This is a genomic window from Plantibacter auratus (genome assembly GCF_050587365.1).
GTDB classification, from domain to species: domain Bacteria; phylum Actinomycetota; class Actinomycetes; order Actinomycetales; family Microbacteriaceae; genus Plantibacter; species Plantibacter auratus.
The window spans coordinates 261585-276457 of sequence record NZ_JBOBFV010000002.1; the positions used below are offsets into that span (position 1 = coordinate 261585).

Below are 14873 nucleotides of genomic sequence, written 5' to 3' on the forward strand. Positions count from 1 at the left end.
CTGCTCGCCCGTCGTCGGGACGCCCGCCTCAGTCCTGCGTCAGCGTTGCGTCTCGCCGACGTCGGTCCGGTGGAAGTTCTGGAAGGAACGGGAGGCGGTGGGTCCACGCTGTCCCTGATACCTGGAACTGTACTCGCTCGACCCGTACGGGCGCTCGGCCGGTGACGTGAGCCGGAAGAAGCACATCTGACCGATCTTCATCCCCGGCCAGAGCTTGATCGGCAGCGTCGCGACGTTGCTGAGCTCGAGGGTGACGTGGCCGGTGAAGCCCGGGTCGATGAAGCCGGCGGTGGAGTGCGTGAGGAGCCCGAGACGACCGAGCGAGCTCTTGCCCTCGAGACGCGCTGCGACGTCGTCCGGAAGGGAGACCCGCTCGTAGGTGGACCCCAGGACGAACTCGCCGGGGTGCAGGATGAACGGCTCGTTCGGCAGCGTCTCGATGAGGCGCGTCAACTCCGGCTGATCCTCTGCGGGATCGATGAAGGGGTACTTGTGGTTGTCGAAGAGGCGGAAGAAGCGATCGAGGCGCACGTCGATGGACGACGGCTGGATCATCTCCGGCGAGTAGGGGTCGAGCGCGATGCGAGAGGCGTCGAGTTCGGCTTTGATGTCACGGTCCGAGAGCAGCACGGTGACAGTGTATCGGCCGGGAGCCCGAAGCCTCGGGCCGGTGACGACGCCCGGATTCGCTACGATGCTCGCACGGCGCGGACCTCCGCGACCCGGCGGAGACCGGTCGCGCCGGCCCCAGCGACCTGGAGGCCTCCGATGACCAGACCGCACGTCCTCGTCCTGCAGCACGTCCCTTGGGAGCGACCGGCGGTGCTCGGCGAGGTGCTGACGGCGTCGGGGATCGACTGGACGCTCGACACGATCGTCGAGCGTCGTGAGCTGCCGCCGGCGCGCGAGATCACCGGGTTCGACGGGCTCGTCCTCCTCGGCGGCCCGATGGGCGCGCTCGACGTGGAGGAGCACCCGGGTCTCGGGCTCGAAGCGCAGCTCGTGCGCGATGCGGCGGTGCTCGGCATCCCGGTGTTCGGGGTCTGTCTCGGGCATCAGCTCATCGCGACGGCCCTCGGAGCCACGCTCCACTCCGCGGCCGCGCACGAAGTGGGTGTCGGCGACGTCGAGCTCCTGACCGAGAGCGAACTCGGCATGCGGGGCGAGCGGCTGCCGGTGCTGCACTGGCATGGCGATGTCGTCGAGGCTCCGTATGGAGCGACGGTCCTCGCGTCGTCGCCGTCGACGCCGAACCAGGCGTTCCGGATCGAGGACCGGGTCTTCGCGACGCAGTTCCACCTCGAGGTCGACTCGCCGATGCTCGACCGGTGGCTCGCGGAACCGCTCATGCTCCGCGACCTGCCGTTCATCGCCGGGACAGCGGAGGAGGCGGCCGACCGCTTGCGGTCCGAGGTCGCCGCTGTGGCGGGGCCGATGCGCGAAGCCGGCGAGCGGTTGTTCGGGGCCTTCGCCGATGCGGTGCTCCGACGGACGAGCGTCGATCCGTCATTGCGGTAGGGCTCAGATCCCGCCCGGACGCACTACCCCGGACACAGCGAAGCGGCCGGCCCCCGGAGGGACCGACCGCTTCGTGGACTCGAATTCGAGTTAGAGCGCCTTACGACCCGTGATCGTCCTGATCAGGAACGCGATGATCGCGATCGCGAGCAGCACGAGGCCGACCCACAGCAGGAAGTTGAGGGACTGGACGAACCCACCGGTGATGGCGAGAACGATGGCAACGACGATGACGATGATGAGCAGGATGTTCATGGTGAAGCTCCTTTCGCAGAACTCCGTCCACCGTATGGGGGCATGACCATTCCGTCCCGGGGGTTGACATCGTCCGAAATCGTTCCGCTACGCGCGCGGAGCGCCCCCGCGTTGCACACCTCCACCCTCCTGCGTTTCGGCTTGCGCCAGCGCGGTGCGCTGACGCGAGCGCGGGCCACACGCGTGAGCGCGGGTCTCCGGAGGGTCGCGCCCACGCGCACGGGCCGCGCTGAAGCCTGATCCCGGGGGTTCGGACCAGCGCACCGCGCTGGCGCCGGTTCAGCACACCTCGGTCGGCAGCACCGCGCTGACCAGGGATTCCCGAGCTCAGGACAGTCCCGGGCGAGCCTCGCTAAAGGAGCCCCGGCTGGTCGGCGGGGTCGCCGTCGCCGGGCTCGGAGCCCGGGTCGTCGACCGTCGGCGCCGCCATCGGATCATCGCTCTCGGGAGCGTTGTCGGGCAGCGCTCGGGAGATCGCCTCCTGGGCGTCGCCGATCGGGTCGTCCATCTCGTCTCGTGGGTCGCTCATGCTGATTCCTTTCCTCGTGTCCCGACGGTAACGCGGGACGCCTCACAGCCACACCCCCTGGCAGAACGGCCCGGTTCGTCCTAGGAGCCGAGTGCCCGGCCCCGTCAGACCGGTGTCGATGCCGTCGTCGACGCCGCTTCCGCGAGTCGCTTCGCCGCTGCGAGCACGCGCGCACTCGCGAACGGCTCGACCGTCGGCGCCCCGGCCGCGTCGAACACCTCGATCCCGGAGGCATCGCGGTCGGACCGCGACCAGCCCGGCGACCCGTCTCGGACGAACGCCACGACCGCGCCGTGGATCCGGTCAGCGAGCTCCTGCGGCGCGTGCGGGCCCGCCACCCGGGTGACGTCCGGGTCGTCGAGCACGTCGAAGATGAACGGGACGTCGAGGCAGTGCTCCGCGATCCCGCTCACCGCCGAGCGCCACACGAAGTCGGAGACCCAGGTCTCGGCGTCGTGTCGCAGCGCCAGCCATCGGATGACGCGCTCCCGGAACATGACGTCGCTCACGAAGCGCCCCGCGACGAGTCCCGTGCGTTCACCGGGCTGGGTCGCGACGTACGCCTCGGCGAGCGGCTCCGGCACGCCCATGAGTTCCAGGGCACGCGTCGGCGCCACGGCGTCGAACTGCTCGAGCCGACCGGTGAAGAACCCGGCGAACTCCTCTCGGGTCGCGCTGACGAGCAACGGCTTGTGCGCGCCTCGTCCCGCGATCATGCCGGCTTCGACGGTGTCGACGACCAGCTCGCCGTCGACGACCGGGCCGAGACCGAGGCGGCCGTTCATCGTCGCCATCCCGCGGAGCACGGACTCCGGGTCGGTCGCGCCGCCTGGGACGACCTCGAACCGCTGGGCCTCGATCAGTGTGGCCTCCGGGACGCTTGCGAAGCCGGCCAGGGTCGCGGGCACCCCGAGGTGCTCGGCGAGTCGCACGGTCAGGGCCTGCGCCTCGTGGAGCGGGACGTCGCCGGGGACGCCCGACACGGAGATCGCCCGCTGGAACAGGTGTTGCGCGGACGGCACCGTGAGCAGGGTCATGACGGACCCGCCGCCAGCGGACTGGCCCGCGATCGTGACCCGCCGCGGGTCGCCGCCGAACGCCGCGATGTTGTCACGCACCCACTCGAGCGCGAGGATCCAGTCGAGGACCCCGCGGTTGGCCGGGGCGTCGGGCAGCCAGCCGAAGCCGTCGAAGCCGAGGCGGTACGACAGCGAGACCGTGACGACGCCGTCGCGGTTGAAGGCCCGACCGTCGTACCAAGGGCTCGCGGGCGACCCGGCGATGAAGCCGCCACCGTGGATCCACACGAGGACGGGTAGACCGGCACGGTCTGCGGCGGGTGTCGGGTCGGGCGTGAAGACGTTGACGTTGAGCGTCGAGTCGCCGGGGATCGACGGTTCCGGGATCGTCGTGATCTCGGCCAGGGCCTTCCGCTGCGGTGTCGCGCCGTAGGCGGTCGCGTCGAGGACGCCGTCCCAGGGCGCCTTGGGCTCGGGGGCCCGGAATCGTCTCGCTCCGGTCGGCGGCTCGGCGAACGGGATGCCGAGGAAGGCGACCGATCCGTCGGCGCGGCGCGTCCCGCGGACGGCTCCCGAGGTCGTCTGTGCGATGGGCTGCTCTGGGCTGGAATCGGTCGTCATCGGCGGATCCTCCGGGTACTCGGCCGCGCGCTCATCCGACGAGCGTCGCGTGGTGATCCGCCCAGTATGCCGCGTCACGCGCGAATCCCGTCCGATGTTCGGACTTCACCCAGCCGACCCACCCGGTGCGCCAGCGCGGTGCGCTGACCCGAGCGCGCCCCGGAGCCGTGAGCGCGGTTCTCTGCAGACCCGCGCTCACGTCCGATGCACCGCGCTCACGTCAGCGCACCGCGCTGGCCAACCCGACAGGTGCGGGGTTGGCGGAGGGGGTTACGCGACGATTGCCGCGCGGAGCGCCGCTGCGGAGGCCGCCGGGTCGTCGGCCGAGTAGATCGCACCACCGGCGACCGCGACCTGCGCCCCCGCCTGCTGCACCGACGCGATCGTCGACACGTTCACGCCACCGGCGACCGAGAACGGCACGGCGGCCGCTTCACCGTCGGACAGGAGCGTCTGGAAGGTGAAGCCCTCCTCCGCCTGCTCGTCGAGACCGGCGTGCATCTCGACGAACGCGGCACCGAGAGCGGTGACCTCCTTCGCGCGCTGCACCTTGTCGGCGACCCCGATGAGGTCGACGACGACGGACTTGCCGTGCGCCTTCGCGGCCTTCACAGCGCCGACGATCGTGCTGTCACCGGCCGTCCCGAGGACGGTGACGATGTCCGCACCGGCGGAGAAGGCGATGTCGGCTTCGAGCTCACCGGCGTCCATGGTCTTGAGGTCGGCGAACACGATCTTGTCGGGGTGGGCGTCCTTGACCGCGGTGACGGCACGCAGGCCCTCGCTCTTGATGAGGGGCGTGCCGAGCTCGAGGATGTCGACGTAGGGCGCGACCTTCCCGGCGAGTTCGAGGGCTGCCTCGGTGGTGAGGACGTCCATGGCTACCTGGAGCTTCATGTGGTGCTGCTTTCTGTCGTGATGGGATGCGTCCGACGTCTGCCGGGCGCGTGGGAAGGGATCGGGGTGACTACTCGAGGTTCGCGTGGCGCGGCCACAGCTCCTCGGCGCTGACGCCGGCGGACTGCCAGAGCGCATGGAAGAACGCGTCGCCGAGCAGCATGACCGCCTGCTCGAAGAGGCTCCCCGAGTACTGCACGGAACGCGTGCCACCGTGGTCGGTCTTCTGCGCGGCGGGGACGACGATCGTCTCGGCGGCCAACTCGGCGAGCGGGGATGCGGGGTCGGTCGTGATGGCGATCACCTGTGCTCCGACGGAGACGGCCGTGTCCGCAGCGCGCACCACACCCGTCGTCGTACCGGAGCCGCTGGCGACGAGCAGGACGTCACCCGAGGTGATGGCGGGCGTCGTCGTCTCGCCGACGACGTGCACGGTGAGCCCGAGGTGCATGAGTCGCATCGCGGTCATCCGGAGCGCGAGACCGGAACGACCGGCACCGGACACGAACACGCTGTCCGCCGTTCGCAGGCGGTCGAGTGCGCCCGCGAAGGGAGCCGGATCGGCCTCCAGCAGGCTCGACACGGTGCGATGCAGCTCGGCGTCGATCGCGGCGAGCGCCCCCTGGACCGTCGAGGTCGCAGGCGTCACCGACGTGGATGGAGGGACGGTGGGGTTCGTCATCCCTCCATCCTGGGCGTGATCGGGTAGGTGCACCGCTGCTCGCCCGAACGGTTTCAACTACCCGAACGGGTAGGCGTGGACCGATGGGATAGGGTGCGGACATGACCGAACGCACTGTCACCTACCCGGTCGAGCTGCTCGACAGCCTGGCCTCCGTCGCATCGAGCTCGCTGCTGCGCATCGCCGGTGCGTTCCGGGAAGTCCTCGAGCCGGTCGTCGCCCATTCCGCGCTCGTGATCTTCACCGAGGACTGCACCGGTCGCCCCCGGAAGAAGACCGGCGACCCGGCGATCGTCGAGGGCGTCACGATCGCCGAGCTCGACGCGGTCCGACAGCGCACCCCGCGCGGCCCGGTAACCAGGGTGACCAATGATGCCGACCCCCACGCCGACCGGCCGACGTCGGCGGTGATCGCGGGCGCCGAACGTCCGATCGCGGCGTGGCTGGCCGACACCGGCGCCCTCCTCGTCCTGACCGACCCGCAGGGACCGATCGACGACCGGCTGGTCGGCGCCCTGTGGGAGGTCGTCGCGGCCGGCATCCGCCAGCAGGTCGCGACGGCGGCCCCCGACTACCTCCGCGACTCGCGGGCCGCGTCGAGCGAGCGGGCTGGCGCGATCGCGGAACTCACCGACGCCCATGCGACGACGCTGGAGTCGATCCTCGCGGTCACCAGGTCGCGGCAGACGTCGCCCGAGGACGCCCGAGCGGCCGTGACCGAGATCGCCTCGGCCGCGATGGTCGAGCTGCGGGCGGTGTCCGACCGTGACCGCCAACTGGCCGAGGAACCGGTCGCGCGCGCCTTCGCCAGACTCCGCGAGGACCTCCGCCCGCTGGCCCGCTTCGGCGGTCCCGAGGTCCAGTTCATCGAGCCGCCCGTCGACGGTCGGGCCCTCCCCGGTGAGGTGGCGCACGCCGGACGGGCGATCGTCCGCGGCACGGTCCTCGCGCTCGTCGAGCAGTCCTCGGTCGGGCGGGTCCGGGTGCAGTGGGACTGCGACGGTAGCAACCTGCTCATCGGGATCCGCGACGACGGCCCCGGCGAGTTGACCGTCGACACCCCGAGCGTGCAGCAGCTCAGTGCTCGCGTCGCCGCCCTCCGCGGCAGTCTCGATGTCCAGGCGACGCCCGGGTGGGGCTCGGAGCTGCACGTGACACTGCCGCTCGACCCGCCGCCCGCGACGCAGACCCGCGCAGACTCGGCCGCCGCGCTGACCGAGCGCGAGTGGAGCGTCGCCGAGCTGGCCGCCGGAGGAGCACGGAACCGGGCGATCGCCGAGACCCTCACCATCAGCGAGAACACGGTCAAGTTCCACATCGCGAACGTCCTGCGGAAGCTCGGCGTCGCGAGCCGCGTCGAGCTGGCGGCCGCCTTGGCTGCCGGCCGCTGATCGCGTGCGAGCTCCGTCGCCGCCTACCGCTTCGAGCTCGTACGGCCCCGGTCGCGATCCCGATCGCCGAACCGTCGCGTGATGAGCGCCCACCCGAGGATCCAGCTCCCGAGCGCCGTGACCAGCCACACCACCAGCGGTGCGAGCACCCAGGCCAGCACCCCGCGGATGTGGAGGCCACCGGGGAGGATCGACGCGACGAAGAGCGACACGAGCGTCGTCACGAGTCCGATGCCGCCGAGGATCGCCGAGGCGTAGCGCCGCGCGAGGCGGAGGATGAACGGCCCGAGGACGCCCTGCGCGATCGTGAAGACGACGACGGCGATGATGAAGCCGCCGAGCGACAGACGGACGCCGGGCACGACCCAGTCGGCGACGAGCAGCCCGATCGCCGAGGACAGCAGACTCACGGCGATGCTGAGCAGGAAGCGGGTCATGTGCCGACCCTAGCGCTGGGTGTCGGCCGCGTCGAGAGCGCGACTGAGGGGAGGCGGGTCGTCACCTGGCGAACGGCCGGACGACGACATGCCTCCCCTCAGGAGTGCCGGGACGGCTCAGTCGAGCGCGAGCACGCGCCCGGTGCCGACCCCCTCGACGGCACGGACGAACGCCAGGCCGACCACGTCGGAGGCGACGGGCGCGAAGCCCGGGAATGCGTCGTGGTAGCCGGTGGCCTCGGCGAGCACCGTGGGGCTGACGGCGTTGATGCGGATGCCGCGCGGGAGTTCCGGAGCGGCACCGATCACGAAGGACTCGACCGCTCCGTTGGCCATCGAGGCCGCAGCACCCGTCGCGATCGGTTCGCGGGCGAGGATGCCCGTCGTGAGCGTGAAGGAGCCGCCGTCGCGGACGAACGGGGTCCCGATGCGCACGACGTCGAGTTGGCTGAGCACCTTGCCGAGGAAGGCCGCGCGGTAGTCGTCGCGCGTCAGCTCCTCCACGGGCTTGAACGGGACCGATCCGACGGCGACGATGACCGCGTCGACCTCGCCCACCTCGGCGAACAGCGCCTCGATCGACGCCTCATCGGTGGTGTCGACGGCAGGCGTCGTCGAGCGCGACACCGCGACCACCTCGTGACGTTCCGCGAGGGCGTCCTGCGCCGCTCGTCCGACATGTCCACTCGCACCGATCAACAGGATTCTCATGCGGGCGACGCTAGCACCGGCGCCCGACGACGGCACCGTCAGTTGGCGTCGTCCATCCCGGTGACGTGGACGGCGTAGCCGTGGCAGCCGGCGAGCTTCCAGTCGTACGGCTGATCCGAGGGGTTCGTCCCCCAACGAGCCAGGAACGCCGCATCGGACGACTCCGACATGACCATGCCGAAGAGTGGATCCAGGATCTTCGATCGGTCGTTCGTCCACGCGTACCAGAACCCCTGATCAGCCATGCACTTCGCGATGATCTGCTGCTGTGCCTCCCAGATCCCGTCACTGAGGTATGAGTCGGTGCTGGGCACGATCGAAGCCGGGTCGGTCGTGGCGTCGTACCAGCCCTCCGGCGTCTGCGAGTAGTCGACGCCGGACGCCGGCGAGACGGGTTCGCCAGCGTCCGGCGTGGCAGTGGGATCCGCGGGCACCACGGGTTCGACGGGCGGGAGTTCGTCGAGCGACGCTGCGGCCTCGGCGACCGCTTCGAGGGACCGCGCGTCGTCAGCGGCCGCCTGGGCGTTCGACACCCCGATGAACACCCCGCCGGCCGCCACCGCGAGCACCCCGCTCATCGCGATGCCGAGCCCGATCCGTCGACGGAGCGTTCCGGGACTCCGGCGGACGGGTGCCGCCTCCTGCGCCGCGTCCGGCCCGTCGTGGATCTCGTTCGCGCTCATGCCGTCTTCCTCTGCGCCGACGTCGCTGCGTCCCGCTCCGTCGTTCGACGGCCCCCCGGCCACCACCACACCGCGGCTCCGATGAACCCGAGTGCAGCACCCACGCCGATCGCCACACTCATCACCCACCACGGTTCGACACCGGCTCCGTGCGAACTCAGACGGGACACGATGAGCACGCCGGTCGCGCTGACGCGGTACATGATGTCGCCCGCGAGCACGCCGATGAGGACCGCTGCGGGCGCCAGGAGCCCCGCGCCGAGCCATCGACTGCGTCGCCGCAGCGACAGCACGAGCCCCACGACGCCCAGGACCGCGGCGACCGCCACACCGAGCGCGCCCGCCGGCACCTCGACGACGTCGCCGATGGCGAGCGCACGGAGGATGCGGACGAGGAGGAACAGTGCCGCTCCGGTGACCAGGACGCCGCCCGTCACCACGAGGGCTGCGAGGACGTCGCCGGCCCGCCGCATGCCGAGCGGCATCGGGTCGACGCCGTGGCCCGCGCGCAACTGCCCGGAGCGCCACGAGAGGTCATGCGGGATCCCACGGATGGCCCGCAGCATGATGTCCCGCCGGAGCCGCTGCGGCGTGACGCCCGCTTCCTCGGCCCAGACGGCGTGCTCGTGCAGGTCGGACGCGATCTCGTCGCGGCGCTCCCCGGCGACATCGGGCGAGAGGTCGCGCGTGTACCACCCGCACCAGTTCAGGACGCGGTGGGCTGCCGTGCGGTACTCCGGCGTCCGGATGGCGGTCATGCGATCGCCCCCTGCGTCCACGCCGCACCCGCCGGCCTCGCCGCGGCGGCCTGCTCACCGGCGATCCTCGCGTGCTCCCGATCCCGGGCCGTCGCTCCTTCGCCCGTGATCCGGTACAACCGTCGGCGGGGGCGGCCCTCCGTCTCCGCGACCTCCGGGTCCTCCCAGGTCGCCTCGATCAGGCCGGCGTCCGCCATCCGCGACAGGGCCTTGTAGAGCGTGCCGTGCGCGGTGAGGGCGGCGTCCCCGGCTTCGGCGAGCTGCTTCGCGAGGGCGAACCCGTAGAAGCTCCCCTCGGTCGACTGCAACACGGTGCCGACGTCGAGGATGTCGAGCTCGAGCGGGAAGAGCGTGCCGGGTCGTCTGCGTGCCATGGAGCCACTATAGGAAGATAGGTTCCGATACGTCAACTCCGGATCCGCGGACGCATCGGTCGAGGACGACTAGCTCCCGTCGCGGAGGTCCGTCGAGGGCGCTGCACCGAAGGCGATCTCGTCGAACCGCGCCTCGCAGGGCGGACCGAGCGGCGCCTGCGAGAGGAACCCGACGCGCACCGGGGCGTCGCTGTGCAGACGGAAGACCCGGACGAAGTCCCACGTGACACCGTCGTTCGAGCTGTGGAACGCCCATGCCTCACCGAGACGACTGACGCGCATCCACACGTGGTCGGCCGTGACGTGCGTCGAGTTCACGTCGTCCGACCAGGTGTTCGTCACGACGCTCACCACCATCGCCTGCCCCTGCGGCGACTGCTCGAAGCAGAGCTTGGCCCAGTGCTCGTCGTCAATCCAGAGTGCGAGGGCACCGGCGTCGAAGGTGCTGCGCTCGCTCACGACCGCGATCCGCGCCGAGAGCGTGAAGTGGTCGGGTGCGTCGAAGGCGAGCGCCGTGGCACGCAACTCACGCGGCCCACCGAGCGAGCTGTTGCTCCAGTCGACGCCGGCGGCGGAGGTGAGGGTGAGCGCTCCGGCATCGGCGTCGAACGATGCGATTCCGGGGGTCGAGGTCCAGGCGAGGTCGGGAAGCCCGTCGATGCGGGTCACGTCGGTGTGCATGGTCCGACCCTATCGGGACCGCACGTTCCCCTGAGTCGCCCGGATCTGCTCGGCATCCGGCCGACTCCGTGCAGATCCGGGCAGCTCAGCGAGGCGCCGGGACGTCGACGACGCGTTCCTCCCCGACGGCTACGGCGAGCGAACCGTTGGAGGCCGACGCGACGTCCGCCTGGAGCCGCTCCAGCTCCGCCGGCGGCACCCACAGTTCCAGCTCCGCCTGCGCCCCGTAGGTCTGATCGCCGAGCGTCGCGCCGTGGCTACCGGCCCAATCGCGCAGCAGGTTGTCGTACCGCCCGGCCTCGGCGTGCGGGACGACGAGGGTCGCGCGGGTCAGCGTCTCACGGCGCACGAGCGAGGCGAGGTCGAGGGTCTCGGAGGCCGCCGAGGAGTAGGCACGGACGAGCCCGCCCGCCCCGAGCTTGACGCCGCCGAAGTACCGCGTGACGACGACGACCACGTCGGTCAGTTCCCGCCGCCGGATGACCTCGAGGATCGGCATCCCCGCCGTGCCGGACGGTTCACCGTCGTCGGACGAGCGGGCCTGGTCGCCGAGCAGCCCGGTGACCATCGCGACGCAGTGGTGTCGTGCGTCCCACGCCTGCTTCTTCACCCGCGCGATGACCGCTTCGGCGTCCTCCGGCGACGCGACCGGGTGAGCGAGGCCGAGGAAGCGCGACTTCTTGATCACGAGTTCGTGCTCGATCGGCGCGGCGATCGTCGCCGGGTACTGCCGCGCGGTGGTCATCCGTCCGAGCGTACTCGGCCGGTCGATGAGGCCCGTTCGGCCTACGGCCGCAGCACGTCGTCGGCCGGGTGGGCCTGCACGTGCCCACGGACGAAGATCAAGCCGATCACGGCCACGAGCATGATGAGCAGGTTGGCCGGACCGGCGATCGCCAGGAACACGCTCTGACCGGCGGCGGCTCCCGCGTGGTCGATCCCACCGGTCGAGAGGAAGAGCGTCGGGTCGTAGAGTCCGTGGATCAGGATCGGCCAGATGAGGTTGCCGGTCACCCGGAGCGTCAGGTACATGCACACGCCGAATCCGAAGGTGTAGACGACGGTCACGAGCACGGTCGTGACCGGTTGGCCCGACAGGAGGTTGGAGGCGTGCAGCAGGGCGAAGACCAGCGAGGAGACCACCATGACGATCCACTCCGAGCTGCCGGCGTCACGCAGCATCTTCACGACCAGGCCGCGGGTCAGGATCTCCTCGGCGAACCCGATGAACACCCCGGACAGCATCGCGACAGCGACCACGGAACCCTCGTAGCTCCCGTAGTCGATGCCGAGCAGGCGCAGGACGACCGCGGCGAGGATCACGATCGGTGCGACCCACATCCACCACCGGCCGCGGATGGGCTGCCTTCCGAACAGCTCCCGGAACCATCCGACCGAGAGGACGAAGCCGGCCAGGAGGAGGGAGCCGACGACGAGCGGCAGCATGAGCCCGAAGAACACGCTCTGCGGGGTCGCGAAGACGTCCTCGCCGATCTGCGAGCCGAAGAGCTGCCCGACGACCCAGCCGGCACCGAGGTACAGGGCGAGGTAGACGATCGCCAGCAGGAACGCCCGCCCGACACCGCCCTTCGCCCAGAAGTCGTGCCATCCGCTGGTGGTGAGTGTCCGCTGACCGCTGTGCCCGTGACCTCTGTGCTCGCCCATGCGTCGATCCAACCACTCAACCGAGCCGAGCGTCGGACAATCCGCGCCGTCAGTCGGCGAGCGCCGCCGCGGCGTTGCTCCAGACCGCGTAGAGGACGAAGCCGCCGAGGGCGAGGAGCCCGAGCACCGGTTGCGCGAGGACGATGACCGCCCAGGCGGCCAGGAGGACAAGCGAGAGCAGCGAGGTGCCCGGCCGACGGACGGTCCGGACGAGCCCGCCGAGCAGCTGGGCCCGGAACCGCAGGCCCGGAGCGGCCGCCAAGCCGGCGAACACGCCGAAGGCTGCGAGGACCGCGAGCAGCAGCACGACGACGAGCAACGGCCCGAGCAGCATCGCGAACGGCGTCCCCCACACGGCGACGATGTCGATCACGACGACGAACGTGAGCGCACACACGAGCGACCACACGGCGAGCGCCGGTCGCCACGTCCGCAGGAGGCCGATCCCGACCTCCCGCAGCGGCGCGGCGTCGGCGGCGTCGCGCGACCGCTGGAACGACCAGCAGCCGGCGGCGAAGGCGGGGCCGAGCGGGAGCGAGCACAGCAGCAGGAACGGCCAGCTCGCGAGCGGCTCGGCGACGAGGACGATCGCGGCCGCCAGCGGGAGCGCGCCGATCCCGACGCCGACGCCGACCATGAGGGATCGGTACACGACGCCGAACACCGACTCGAAGGTCTCCCGGCGCGGCTGCAGCAGTCCGCGCACGCCGCCGGCACGGTTGTCCGTGCGCCGCTCGGTCACCGCGCTCATCCCTTCATCCCGCTCGTCGCGATGCCCTGGATGAAGTAGCGCTGGCCGAGGAGGAAGATCAGCACGATCGGGATGACGGAGACGACGGACCCGGCCATGATGAGCGCGTATTCGGCGTCGTACTGCCCGACGAAGGAGCGCAGACCGAGCTGCACGGTCCAGAGGTCGTTGCTCGTCAGGTAGATGAACGGACCCATGTAGTCGTTCCAGGTGGAGACGAAGGTCAGCAGCGCGAGGCTCGCGAGCGCCGGCTTCGTCAGCGGCAGGATGATCCGCCACCAGATCGCGTACTCGTTGAGGCCGTCGATGCGGGCGGCCTCGCTCAGTTCGTCGGGGATGGTCAGGTAGTACTGCCGCATGAGGAAGACCCCGAAGGCGCCGAACGCCTGCAGCAGGATGATCGAGAGGTGCGTGTTCACGAGGCCGGCGTTCTGCATCATGATGTACTGCGGGATCATGTAGGCCTGCCACGGCACCGCGATCGTCGCGATGTAGGCCACGAACAGCACGTCACGTCCCTTGAAGTGCATCTTCGAGAAGCCGTAGGCGGCGAAGCTCCCGGTGAGCACCTGCAGGATCGTGATGGTGACCGACAGGAACAGCGAGTTCTTGAGGTAGGTCAGCATCGGGATGCGGGTCCAGATGTCGACGTAGTTCTGCCAGACGAACTCGGTGGGGATCCACTGGACGGGGATCGAGAACACCTCGTTGTTCTGCTTGAGCGACGACGAGACCATCCAGAAGAACGGGACGAAGATGATCGCGGTCAGCACGGTGAGCATCACGTAGATGAGCACGCGGCGCAGCGGCGAGATCGGACCGTGGCGGCGCACCCGGGTGCGCTTGCCTCCAGCTCCAGCACCGGGCAGCACGGGCGGGGTGATGGCGTCGGTGACCTCGGCGATCGCGACCTCCGCCTGCGACGGGACCGTGGACGAGGCACGCGTGGTGGCACTGGTCGACATCAGCGTTCCTTCCTCTGCTGCAGCTTGAACTGGACGACGGTGAAGACGAGCACGATGACGAACAGCACGAGCGAGATCGCCGAGGAGTATCCGAAGCGGTTCTCGGTGATGCCCTCGCGGTAGATGAGCTGCGAGAGGACGAGCGTGGACCGGCCTGGGCCGCCTCCCGTCATGACGACGATGAGGTCGAACACCTTGAAACTCGCGATCGTCACCATGATGAGGACGAAGAACGTCGTCGGACGGAGCGACGGGATCGTGATGTTCCAGAACCGCTGCCAGGCGTTCGCACCGTCGACCTCGGCGGCCTCGTAGTACTCCTGCGGGATCGCTTGGAGCCCAGCGAGGTAGAGCACCATGTAGTAGCCCATGTCGCGCCACACGCTCGTGATGATCACGGCCGGCATCGCCCACGCGGAGCTCGTCGTCCAGCCGGGCGGGTCGGCGACACCGATGAGCTCGAGGAACTGGTTGATCGGGCCGGCGGTGGGGTTGAAGAGCATGTTCCACACGACGGCGACGGCGACGAGCGAGGTGATGTACGGGAAGAACATCGCGGTGCGGAAGAAGCCGAGGCCGCGCAGCTTGCGGTTGAGGAGCAGTGCCAGGCCGAGCGACGCGAGGATCGTGAGCGGGATGTGCCCGGCCGCGTAGTAGGCGGTGTTGCCGAGCGCGATCCAGAAGGACTCGTCACGCATCATGCGCGCGAAGTTCGCGAACCCGACCCACTCGGGCGGTGAGTACGAGTCCCACTTCATGAACGCGATGACGAACGCCGCGCACATCGGGATGAGGGTCAGGAGGGCGAAGCCGATGAAGTTCGGCAGGATGAAGCTCCAGCCGACGAGCGCATTCCTGCGGACGCGACTGCTGGAGCGGGTGCGTTGCGGTGGGGCTGCGATCGCCATGACGAGCCTTTCGAGGACGGTGGTGCGG

19 protein-coding genes are annotated in these 14873 nt (G+C 70.2%); 2 read left to right on the forward strand and 17 right to left on the reverse strand.

Going from position 1 to position 14873, the window contains the following annotated elements; all coding sequences use genetic code 11:
- Positions 1-39: 39 nt before the first annotated feature.
- The gene (gene dcd, locus ACQ3HE_RS08330; protein ID WP_056009122.1) at positions 40-630 is read right to left on the reverse strand and encodes a dCTP deaminase; all 591 of its coding nucleotides are present in this window, start codon (positions 628-630) and stop codon (positions 40-42) included.
- A gap of 138 nt (positions 631-768) precedes the next feature.
- Between dcd and ACQ3HE_RS08335 the strand changes: the two genes are divergently transcribed.
- Complete coding sequence (locus ACQ3HE_RS08335; protein ID WP_430892160.1) at positions 769-1518, forward strand: type 1 glutamine amidotransferase; 750 nt, start codon at positions 769-771, stop codon at positions 1516-1518.
- A 90-nt stretch (positions 1519-1608) separates the two neighbouring features.
- On the opposite strand, the gene ACQ3HE_RS08340 is transcribed toward ACQ3HE_RS08335, so the two are convergent.
- The 5 genes from ACQ3HE_RS08340 to hxlB all read right to left on the reverse strand — a co-directional run bounded on the left by ACQ3HE_RS08340 (position 1609) and on the right by hxlB (position 5521).
- The gene (locus ACQ3HE_RS08340; protein ID WP_162852292.1) at positions 1609-1773 is read right to left on the reverse strand and encodes a hypothetical protein; all 165 of its coding nucleotides are present in this window, start codon (positions 1771-1773) and stop codon (positions 1609-1611) included.
- A gap of 352 nt (positions 1774-2125) precedes the next feature.
- A complete protein-coding gene (locus ACQ3HE_RS08345; protein ID WP_159453388.1) occupies positions 2126-2302 on the reverse strand; it encodes a hypothetical protein in 177 nt (58 codons plus the stop codon).
- 104 nt (positions 2303-2406) lie between these two features.
- The gene (locus ACQ3HE_RS08350) at positions 2407-3942 is read right to left on the reverse strand and encodes a carboxylesterase/lipase family protein (RefSeq protein ID WP_430892162.1); all 1536 of its coding nucleotides are present in this window, start codon (positions 3940-3942) and stop codon (positions 2407-2409) included.
- Between the two features lie 270 nt (positions 3943-4212).
- Positions 4213-4839, reverse strand: a complete 627-nt coding sequence (gene hxlA / locus ACQ3HE_RS08355) for a 3-hexulose-6-phosphate synthase (RefSeq protein WP_064297125.1) — start codon at positions 4837-4839, stop codon at positions 4213-4215.
- A 70-nt stretch (positions 4840-4909) separates the two neighbouring features.
- A complete protein-coding gene (gene hxlB, locus ACQ3HE_RS08360) occupies positions 4910-5521 on the reverse strand; it encodes a 6-phospho-3-hexuloisomerase (RefSeq protein ID WP_159877455.1) in 612 nt (203 codons plus the stop codon).
- A gap of 101 nt (positions 5522-5622) precedes the next feature.
- Here hxlB and ACQ3HE_RS08365 point away from each other — a divergent pair, with 101 nt between their 5' ends.
- The gene (locus ACQ3HE_RS08365; RefSeq protein WP_430892163.1) at positions 5623-6912 is read left to right on the forward strand and encodes a helix-turn-helix transcriptional regulator; all 1290 of its coding nucleotides are present in this window, start codon (positions 5623-5625) and stop codon (positions 6910-6912) included.
- Between the two features lie 23 nt (positions 6913-6935).
- On the opposite strand, the gene ACQ3HE_RS08370 is transcribed toward ACQ3HE_RS08365, so the two are convergent.
- The 11 genes from ACQ3HE_RS08370 to ACQ3HE_RS08420 form a co-directional block, all read right to left on the reverse strand.
- Complete coding sequence (locus tag ACQ3HE_RS08370) at positions 6936-7349, reverse strand: phage holin family protein (protein ID WP_137242431.1); 414 nt, start codon at positions 7347-7349, stop codon at positions 6936-6938.
- A gap of 117 nt (positions 7350-7466) precedes the next feature.
- Positions 7467-8060 carry a short chain dehydrogenase gene (locus ACQ3HE_RS08375; protein WP_430892165.1) on the reverse strand — a complete coding sequence of 198 codons (594 nt, stop codon included), beginning with the start codon at positions 8058-8060 and terminating at the stop codon, positions 7467-7469.
- A 38-nt stretch (positions 8061-8098) separates the two neighbouring features.
- A complete protein-coding gene (locus ACQ3HE_RS08380; RefSeq protein ID WP_430892167.1) occupies positions 8099-8743 on the reverse strand; it encodes a hypothetical protein in 645 nt (214 codons plus the stop codon).
- Positions 8740-9501, reverse strand: coding sequence for a hypothetical protein (locus tag ACQ3HE_RS08385; protein ID WP_430892168.1), 762 nt, complete (start codon positions 9499-9501; stop codon positions 8740-8742). Before ACQ3HE_RS08385 ends, ACQ3HE_RS08380 begins: the two co-directional genes overlap by 4 nt.
- Positions 9498-9875: a PadR family transcriptional regulator gene (locus tag ACQ3HE_RS08390; protein WP_430892170.1), complete on the reverse strand. Its 378-nt coding sequence runs from the start codon at positions 9873-9875 to the stop codon at positions 9498-9500. The genes ACQ3HE_RS08385 and ACQ3HE_RS08390 overlap by 4 nt, the downstream gene beginning before the upstream one ends.
- 69 nt (positions 9876-9944) lie before the next feature.
- On the reverse strand, positions 9945-10556 hold the full coding sequence (locus tag ACQ3HE_RS08395; RefSeq protein ID WP_430892172.1) for a DUF1349 domain-containing protein: 612 nt from the start codon (positions 10554-10556) through the stop codon (positions 9945-9947).
- A gap of 85 nt (positions 10557-10641) precedes the next feature.
- Positions 10642-11301 (reverse strand): IMPACT family protein, encoded by a 660-nt coding sequence (locus ACQ3HE_RS08400; protein ID WP_430892174.1) that lies wholly within the window; start codon positions 11299-11301, stop codon positions 10642-10644.
- 41 nt (positions 11302-11342) lie between these two features.
- The gene (locus ACQ3HE_RS08405) at positions 11343-12221 is read right to left on the reverse strand and encodes a CPBP family intramembrane glutamic endopeptidase (RefSeq protein WP_124768542.1); all 879 of its coding nucleotides are present in this window, start codon (positions 12219-12221) and stop codon (positions 11343-11345) included.
- Between the two features lie 49 nt (positions 12222-12270).
- A complete protein-coding gene (locus ACQ3HE_RS08410) occupies positions 12271-12972 on the reverse strand; it encodes a hypothetical protein (RefSeq protein ID WP_430892176.1) in 702 nt (233 codons plus the stop codon).
- Entirely contained in the window at positions 12969-13937 is a 969-nt protein-coding gene (locus tag ACQ3HE_RS08415; protein ID WP_430892178.1) for a carbohydrate ABC transporter permease, read from the reverse strand. The genes ACQ3HE_RS08410 and ACQ3HE_RS08415 overlap by 4 nt, the downstream gene beginning before the upstream one ends.
- The gene (locus ACQ3HE_RS08420) at positions 13937-14845 is read right to left on the reverse strand and encodes a carbohydrate ABC transporter permease (protein WP_124768540.1); all 909 of its coding nucleotides are present in this window, start codon (positions 14843-14845) and stop codon (positions 13937-13939) included. The genes ACQ3HE_RS08415 and ACQ3HE_RS08420 overlap by 1 nt, the downstream gene beginning before the upstream one ends.
- Positions 14846-14873 lie beyond the last annotated feature (28 nt).

What these genes read in the sequence shown, in the direction of transcription:
- ACQ3HE_RS08335 (WP_430892160.1), top strand. Translation starts at nt 769, where the DNA reads ATGACCAGACCGCACGTCCTCGTCCTGCAGCACGTCCCTTGGGAGCGA.
- ACQ3HE_RS08340 (WP_162852292.1), bottom strand. Translation starts at nt 1,773, where the DNA reads ATGAACATCCTGCTCATCATCGTCATCGTCGTTGCCATCGTTCTCGCC.
- ACQ3HE_RS08345 (WP_159453388.1), bottom strand. Translation starts at nt 2,302, where the DNA reads ATGAGCGACCCACGAGACGAGATGGACGACCCGATCGGCGACGCCCAG.
- ACQ3HE_RS08350 (WP_430892162.1), bottom strand. Translation starts at nt 3,942, where the DNA reads ATGACGACCGATTCCAGCCCAGAGCAGCCCATCGCACAGACGACCTCG.
- hxlA (WP_064297125.1), bottom strand. Translation starts at nt 4,839, where the DNA reads ATGAAGCTCCAGGTAGCCATGGACGTCCTCACCACCGAGGCAGCCCTC.
- hxlB (WP_159877455.1), bottom strand. Translation starts at nt 5,521, where the DNA reads ATGACGAACCCCACCGTCCCTCCATCCACGTCGGTGACGCCTGCGACC.
- ACQ3HE_RS08365 (WP_430892163.1), top strand. Translation starts at nt 5,623, where the DNA reads ATGACCGAACGCACTGTCACCTACCCGGTCGAGCTGCTCGACAGCCTG.
- ACQ3HE_RS08370 (WP_137242431.1), bottom strand. Translation starts at nt 7,349, where the DNA reads ATGACCCGCTTCCTGCTCAGCATCGCCGTGAGTCTGCTGTCCTCGGCG.
- ACQ3HE_RS08375 (WP_430892165.1), bottom strand. Translation starts at nt 8,060, where the DNA reads ATGAGAATCCTGTTGATCGGTGCGAGTGGACATGTCGGACGAGCGGCG.
- ACQ3HE_RS08380 (WP_430892167.1), bottom strand. Translation starts at nt 8,743, where the DNA reads ATGAGCGCGAACGAGATCCACGACGGGCCGGACGCGGCGCAGGAGGCG.
- ACQ3HE_RS08385 (WP_430892168.1), bottom strand. Translation starts at nt 9,501, where the DNA reads ATGACCGCCATCCGGACGCCGGAGTACCGCACGGCAGCCCACCGCGTC.
- ACQ3HE_RS08390 (WP_430892170.1), bottom strand. Translation starts at nt 9,875, where the DNA reads ATGGCACGCAGACGACCCGGCACGCTCTTCCCGCTCGAGCTCGACATC.
- ACQ3HE_RS08395 (WP_430892172.1), bottom strand. Translation starts at nt 10,556, where the DNA reads ATGCACACCGACGTGACCCGCATCGACGGGCTTCCCGACCTCGCCTGG.
- ACQ3HE_RS08400 (WP_430892174.1), bottom strand. Translation starts at nt 11,301, where the DNA reads ATGACCACCGCGCGGCAGTACCCGGCGACGATCGCCGCGCCGATCGAG.
- ACQ3HE_RS08405 (WP_124768542.1), bottom strand. Translation starts at nt 12,221, where the DNA reads ATGGGCGAGCACAGAGGTCACGGGCACAGCGGTCAGCGGACACTCACC.
- ACQ3HE_RS08410 (WP_430892176.1), bottom strand. Translation starts at nt 12,972, where the DNA reads ATGAGCGCGGTGACCGAGCGGCGCACGGACAACCGTGCCGGCGGCGTG.
- ACQ3HE_RS08415 (WP_430892178.1), bottom strand. Translation starts at nt 13,937, where the DNA reads ATGTCGACCAGTGCCACCACGCGTGCCTCGTCCACGGTCCCGTCGCAG.
- ACQ3HE_RS08420 (WP_124768540.1), bottom strand. Translation starts at nt 14,845, where the DNA reads ATGGCGATCGCAGCCCCACCGCAACGCACCCGCTCCAGCAGTCGCGTC.